4 protein-coding genes are annotated in these 7,382 nt (G+C 37.0%); 3 read left to right on the top strand and 1 reads right to left on the bottom strand.

Features of this window, described 5'->3' with window-relative positions; all coding sequences use genetic code 11:
- Window positions 1-336: 336 nt before the first annotated feature.
- Both pflB and pflA read left to right on the top strand, forming a co-directional pair.
- The gene (gene pflB, locus V7014_RS19575) at window positions 337-2,562 is read left to right on the top strand and encodes a formate C-acetyltransferase (protein ID WP_335509471.1); all 2,226 of its coding nucleotides are present in this window, start codon (window positions 337-339) and stop codon (window positions 2,560-2,562) included.
- Window positions 2,563-3,327: 765 nt separating this feature from the next.
- Complete coding sequence (gene pflA, locus V7014_RS19580) at window positions 3,328-4,080, top strand: pyruvate formate-lyase-activating protein (protein ID WP_335509472.1); 753 nt, start codon at window positions 3,328-3,330, stop codon at window positions 4,078-4,080.
- Window positions 4,081-4,169: 89 nt separating this feature from the next.
- On the opposite strand, the gene V7014_RS19585 is transcribed toward pflA, so the two are convergent.
- Window positions 4,170-5,819 (bottom strand): CoA-disulfide reductase, encoded by a 1,650-nt coding sequence (locus V7014_RS19585; protein ID WP_335509474.1) that lies wholly within the window; start codon window positions 5,817-5,819, stop codon window positions 4,170-4,172.
- A 185-nt stretch (window positions 5,820-6,004) separates the two neighbouring features.
- Between V7014_RS19585 and V7014_RS19590 the strand changes: the two genes are divergently transcribed.
- The gene (locus V7014_RS19590) at window positions 6,005-7,273 is read left to right on the top strand and encodes an MDR family MFS transporter (protein ID WP_335509476.1); all 1,269 of its coding nucleotides are present in this window, start codon (window positions 6,005-6,007) and stop codon (window positions 7,271-7,273) included.
- Window positions 7,274-7,382 lie beyond the last annotated feature (109 nt).

Raw genomic sequence — 7,382 nt, forward strand, 5'->3', positions numbered from 1 at the left:
AACACAACAGTAAAAAGGTCTGTTTTATAGTACAGTTTATAAAATAAGAATAATACAGAATGTGTTTTTGTTGAAAAAATCTAACTATTTTTCTAATAAATATTTCACTTATAATTAGTTAAAGTTATTAACATTAACACTATATAAACATTGTTATATAAGCATTTTAACGTAATTAATCACATATTTATCTTATTTTGCTCATTTTTTCACAAATTGTTCATTCTTTTTGGGTTATAGTCTCTTTTATCCTGTACTATTCTGGTTGTATAATCTGTTATATAGAGATAAGACATTCTGTTTCATTCACAAACAAATGAAAGGCGGTAAAAAAACATGGAACAATGGAAAGGCTTTCAAACAGGTAAGTGGAGCAATGAAATTAACGTACGTGATTTCATTATTAACAACATTAAAGTTTATGATCAAGATGACTCATTCTTAGCAGGTCCAACAGAAGCTACCTCAAAGCTTTGGGCTCAAGTTATGGATTTAAACAAACAAGAACGTGAGGCTGGTGGAATTTTAGATTTAGATTCTAAAATAGTTTCTACTATTACTTCTCACGGTCCTGGATACTTAAATAAAGAGTTAGAAACAGTTGTAGGCTTCCAAACTGACGCACCATTCAAGCGTTCATTACAACCATTCGGTGGAATCCGTATGGCTGAGCAAGCTGCAGAATCTTACGGTTTTCATGTAGATGATGAAATCACAGAAATCTTTACTAAATATCGTAAAACACATAACCAAGGTGTTTTCGATGCTTATACTGATGAAATGAAATTAGCTCGTAAAGCTGGTATCATAACTGGTCTTCCAGATGCTTATGGGCGTGGACGTATTATCGGTGACTATCGTCGTGTAGCTCTATACGGAGTAGACTTCTTAATTGAAGAAAAGAAAAGAGATCTTAAAAACACGCCTCCAGTAATGTCTGAAGAAACAATTCGTCTACGTGAAGAGCTTTCTGAACAAATTCGTTCATTAAATGAATTAAAACAAATGGCTACTGCTCATGGATTTGATATTTCGGCTCCAGCTGCTAACGCTCGTGAAGCATTCCAATGGTTATACTTTGGATATCTAGCTGCTATTAAAGAGCAAAATGGTGCTGCAATGAGTTTAGGTCGTACTTCTACTTTCTTAGATATCTATATTGAAAGAGATTTACAAAATGGTACAATAACTGAAATTGAAGCTCAAGAATTAGTTGACCATTTCGTAATGAAATTACGTCTTGTAAAATTCGCTCGTACACCTGATTACAATGATTTATTCAGTGGAGATCCAACTTGGGTTACTGAATCAATCGGTGGTGTGTCATTAGATGGTACACCTTTAGTAACTAAAAACTCATTCCGTTTCTTGCACACATTATCAAACCTTGGACCAGCTCCAGAGCCAAACTTAACTGTACTTTGGTCTACTAAGCTTCCACAAGGATTTAAAAATTTCTGTGCAAAAATGTCTATCGAAACAAGTGCGATTCAGTACGAAAACGATGATATCATGCGCTTAGAATACGGCGATGACTACGCAATTGCTTGCTGTGTATCTGCGATGCGTGTAGGTAAGCAAATGCAGTTCTTCGGTGCTCGTGCTAACTTAGCAAAAACATTATTATATGCAATCAACGGCGGAATCGACGAAAAACTAAAAATTCAAGTTGCTCCACGTTTCGCACCAATCACTTCTGACATCTTAGATTACGAAGAAGTAATGGCTCGTTTTGATACAATGATGGATTGGATTGCTGAATTATATATCAATACATTAAATGTAATTCACTACATGCATGATAAATACAGCTATGAAAGAATTGAAATGGCATTACACGATACTAAGATCCTACGTACAATGGCAACTGGTATCGCTGGACTAAGTGTTGTAGCTGACTCATTAAGCGCTATTAAATACGGTCAAGTTAAAGTAATCCGTGACGAAAACGGCGTAGCTGTAGATTTCGAAACTACTGATGACTTCCCTAAATACGGTAATAACGATGATCGTGTAGACCAAATCGCAGTTGATTTAGTTGAAACATTCATGAATAAACTGCGCAAACATGCAACTTATCGTGATTCTTTAACAACTATGTCAATCTTAACTATCACATCAAACGTTGTTTATGGTAAGAAAACTGGTAACACTCCTGATGGTCGTCGTGCTGGTGAGCCATTCGCACCTGGTGCAAATCCAATGCATGGAAGAGATACAAAAGGCGCTTTAGCTTCATTAGCATCTGTAGCTAAACTTCCATACCAACATGCATTAGATGGTATTTCTAATACATTCTCAATGGTACCAAAAGCACTTGGTAAAGATGAAGCAAGTCAAGAAGCTAACTTAGCTGCAATCCTTGACGGATACTCATCAAAACAAGGTCACCATTTAAATATTAACGTATTTAACCGTGACACATTATTAGACGCTATGGAACATCCAGAAGAGTATCCACAATTAACAATTCGTGTATCTGGATACGCAGTTAACTTCATAAAATTAACTCGCGAACAACAAATCGATGTAATCAACCGTACGTTCCACGGAAGTATGTAAAAAGAAAAGCGGAAGCGCCCCGTTTAGCTCCGTATGGACTGGAGCCCATCGACTGAGATATAGGAAACACGAAGAGACGGTAGTCGATTCGATGTTGACTTATCGTAGGGAGATTGGCGAAGTACACTAGGAGCTGGGCGCTAAAGCTAGACAAGACAGAAAAGCGGAAAGTGGTCGTTTAGCGGCGTATGGACTGGAGCGCTCTGGCACGAGATAAAGGAAACACGAAGAACGTAGTGATTCGATGTGTCCAGCTTCAACGGCCAGCCCCTCGAGGTCATAAGCCATCTCTCTTCCGGAAATCAAAACCGGATTTCCTACTGAGAGCTGTCTTATGCTTGTCGCGTTTCAGCATTTCTTAGTTGACTTATCGTAGAACAGAGTGTGAAGTCCACTAGCCGCTGACCACTTGTAGCTAGACATAGAAATGCGGAAGCGCTCTGCTTAGCTCCGTATGGACTGGAGCCCATCGACTGAGATATAGGAAACACGAAGAGACGGTAGTCGATTCGATGTTGACTTATCGTAGGGAGATTGATGAAGTCCACTAGGAGCTGGACGCTGGAGCTATACAATATAGAAATGCGGAAGCGCCTTATACAGACAACTGTATAAAAGTCATTTCGAAATGAAAAACTAGCTTTAGGCGCTGGAGCTATACAAAGACCAAATTCGAATGACACTCTATTTATTAAATGTTATTCATTTTGGTCTTTTATTTTAGTAGAGCTCCCTTCATATAGGAGCTAGGAGGGGAATTTTAAAATGCAAGGAAATATTCATTCCATTGAAACATGCGGTACAGTTGATGGACCAGGAATTAGATATATCGTATTTACACAAGGGTGTCTGCTTCGCTGCCAATATTGTCATAATGCTGATACATGGGAGCTTAATACAGGCAAAATCATGACAGTTGATGAAATTGTACAAGATCTTGAAAGTTATCGACCATTTATGGAAGCTTCAGGTGGAGGTATTACTGTTAGTGGTGGTGAACCATTGTTACAAATGCCATTTGTAACAGAACTGTTCAAAGCTTGTAAAGCGAAAGGAATTCATACGACAATAGATTCTTCAGGTGGATGCTTCTCTGAAAGACCTGAATTCCTAAGTCAATTTGATGAATTGCTGCAGTATACAGATCTTATTTTAGTCGATTTAAAACATATTGATCGTAACCAACATAAACGACTAACTGGGAAATACAATGATCATATTCTTAAATTTGCTCAATATTTATCTAATAAGAACATTCCAGTTTGGATTCGCCATGTTTTAGTACCTGGCATTACAGATTTTGATGAGTATTTAGATAAATTGGGAGAATTTATTGGCACTTTACACAATGTAGAGAAAGTTGAAGTGTTACCTTACCATAAACTTGGCGTATATAAATGGGAAGCACTTGCTTTAAAATATCCTCTAGAAGATACTGAACCACCTACAGAAGATCGTGTAGAAAATGCATATGAACGATTATCTCGTCATTTGAAAAAATCTGTCGGCACTTGCTGAACCTTAAGTAATATTGTCCGGGAAATATTGCAAAATTCCACGAAATAAAAAGAAGCAGCGCATCTATTTATGCACTGCTTCTTTTCGATTTATTTTCCAAAAACCGCTGCGTATGTTTTATATCCTCCACTTACATTCACTACATCAAAACCATTTTGAGCAAGAATACGACAAGCTAAATATCCGCGTAAACCAACCTGACAAGATACATAAATAGTTTGGTCTTTCGGTAATTCTTCCATACGATCACGCAATTGACCTAATGGAATATTAATCGAATTTGGAATATAACCATTATCTCTTTCATGTGGATCACGTACATCTACTAATAATGCTCCATTATTTACAAGTTCATCAATTTGATGATAATGTGCAACTTTCACGTCTCCATCAACAACGTGAGAAGCTACATATCCTAACATATTGACTGGATCTTTTGCAGAAGAATATGGCGGTGCATATGCCAACTCTAATTCAGGAAGATCATGTACTGTTAGCCCACCTTTAATGGCAGTTGCAACAACATCAATTCGTTTGTCTACACCGTCTTTCCCTACACCCTGCACACCATAAATCGTTCCGTCTTCTTTATTAAACGTTAACTTTAATGAAATGGGACTCGCACCTGGATAATATCCCGCATGAGACGCTGGATGAATATGTACTGCTTCAAAAACTACACCCAAACGTTTTAATGTTTTCTCGTTATGCCCTGCAACAGCTACAGTTAAATCGAAAACTTTAGCAATAGCCGTTCCAAGTGTACCTTTATAAGGAATATTCTTTCCATAGATATTATCCGCTACAATTCTTCCTTGACGATTAGCTGGCCAAGCTAACGGAACCATTGTATCATGCTTTAATAAATAATCTTTTACTTGAATCGCATCACCAATTGCATAAATACTTTCATCATTTGTTTGCAAGTATTCATTTACAACGATACCACCGCGCTCACCTACGTTTAAACCTGCATTTGCGGCTAATTCATTTTCCGGTCTTACTCCAATAGATAGAATCGTTACATCACTTTCTAGTTCTTTACCACTTGCTAAAATAATCTTCTTCCCTTCCTCAGCAAATGCTCTTACTCCATCTTCAAGTATTAATTCAACACCTTTTTCTTTTAAATGCTTATGAACAATACTAGCCATTTCATAGTCTAAAGGAGCCATTACTTGATTAGCCATTTCCACAACCGTTACCTCGATACCGCGATGAGCTAAGTTTTCCGCCATCTCAAGTCCAATAAACCCACCACCAATGACAACGGCTTTATTTGGTTGATGCGAATCAACAGCTGCCTTAATATCATCTGTATCAGGAATGTTTCTTAATGTGAAAATGTTTTTTGCCTCACGTATTCCTTCTATTGGCGGTACAATTGCTCTTGCACCTGGTGATAGAATCAATACATCGTATGATTCTTCATACGACTCTCCGTTTGCTAGATTTGTAATAGATACCGTTTTACGATCACGATTAATAGCTGTCACTTCCGATAAATTACGAATGTCTAATACAAACTTCTTCGACATACCTTCTACAGTTTGAACAAGCAATGCTTGGCGCTTTGTAATCACTTCGCCGATGTAATATGGCAAACCACAATTCGCAAATGAAATATGTTCGCCTCTTTCAAATAAAACAATTTCTGCTTTTTCATCTAAACGGCGCAACCTTGCTGCTGCTGTTGCACCACCAGCTACTCCTCCAACAATTACGATTTTCTTTGTCATAGTCATACTCCTCGCTTATTATGTCATTAACATCAATTATATACCCCTAGGGGTACAAAGTAAACTAAAAGAATATTATATATATGTTACTACGAAATTGCTTTAAGAATCAGCTATGTTTGTTAAAATTGTTATAATAGTTGTATGATTATGACATTAAGTATTTTCTTCAGGAGGAACAACCAATGCGATTCAAAGATTGGAACACGAATTTAAAAATTCGATTAGGTGGAGAAGCAATCGTTAATATTACATTTTGGATGTTCTTCCCCTTTCTTGCAATCTACTTTTCAGAAGAATTTGGAAAAACAACAGCTGGTTTGTTACTCGTCTTCTCTCAATTATTTGCTGTTATTGCTAATTTAATGGGTGGATATTGTGCGGATCGCTTCGGTAGAAAGCGAATGATGGTCATTGCGAGTGCTGGACAAGGTATTGCTTATTTAGTTTTTGCCTTAGCTTCCTCCCCTTGGTTAAATTCTGCAGCAATAGGATTTATATGCTTTACAGTTGTTAGTGTTTTTAGTTCATTTTATTATCCAGCAAGCCAAGCAATGGTTGCCGATGTTGTAAGTGAAAAAGATCGTAATAACGTTTTTGCAATGTTCTATACTTCGATTAATTTAGCAGTTGTCATCGGTCCTATTTTAGGCAGTATATTTTATAAAGATCATCGGTTTGAACTTCTTTTACTAGCAGGCATAACAAATTTGTTCTTAAGCTCATTACTCTGGAAAAAGACCGTTGAAACATTACCGAAAGCATTAAACAAGAAGTCAAGCTCGGCTTCGACAGGTGGATTTCAATTTTTTATAAATCAATTGAAAGACTACCGTGTTATCATTACAGATCGTACTTTTTCACTTTTTATATTGGCAGGTATTTTTATTAGTATGACATTTTTACAATTAGATCTTCTCTATCCTATTTATACGAAAGAAGTGGTACATAACCAAACATTACTCTCAATTGGTGATTATACAATTACCGTTTCTGGTGAAGAAGCATTCGGTATATTAGTGTCTGAGAATGGTTTATTTGTTGTATTATTTACGCTTTTCATTTCTAAGTGGATGAATAATTTTTATGAACGTAATGTATTCATTGTCTCTTCTTTCATTTACGGCATATCCATGCTTATTGCAGCAAGTACACATTGGATATGGGGTCTTATTCTGAGCATGGCCGTCTTCTCATTCGCTGAACTAATGACTGTCGGCATTCAAAACGGCTTTATTTCCAAAATCGCGCCCGAAAACATGCGAGGACAATATTTCGCAGCTTCAAGTTTGCGATATACAATTGGTCGAATGATTGCTCCTATAGCCATCCCAATGACAGAATGGTTTGGTAATACAACGACTTTTCTACTCATCTTTGGATGCTCTATAGCTAGCTGTTTCTTGTATTATCAAATGTTCAAAAAATATGAAGCACAAAAATTAGCAGCATAAGAAAAACGGAAGCGTCCGTTTTTCTCCGTATGGACTGGAGCTCATCGACTGAGATAAAGGAAACACGAAGAGCTGACAAGCGATTAGATGTGTCTAGCTTCATCGGCCA

Source organism: Bacillus sp. JJ722, assembly GCF_036963345.1.
Lineage (GTDB): Bacteria > Bacillota > Bacilli > Bacillales > DSM-1321 > Bacillus_AD.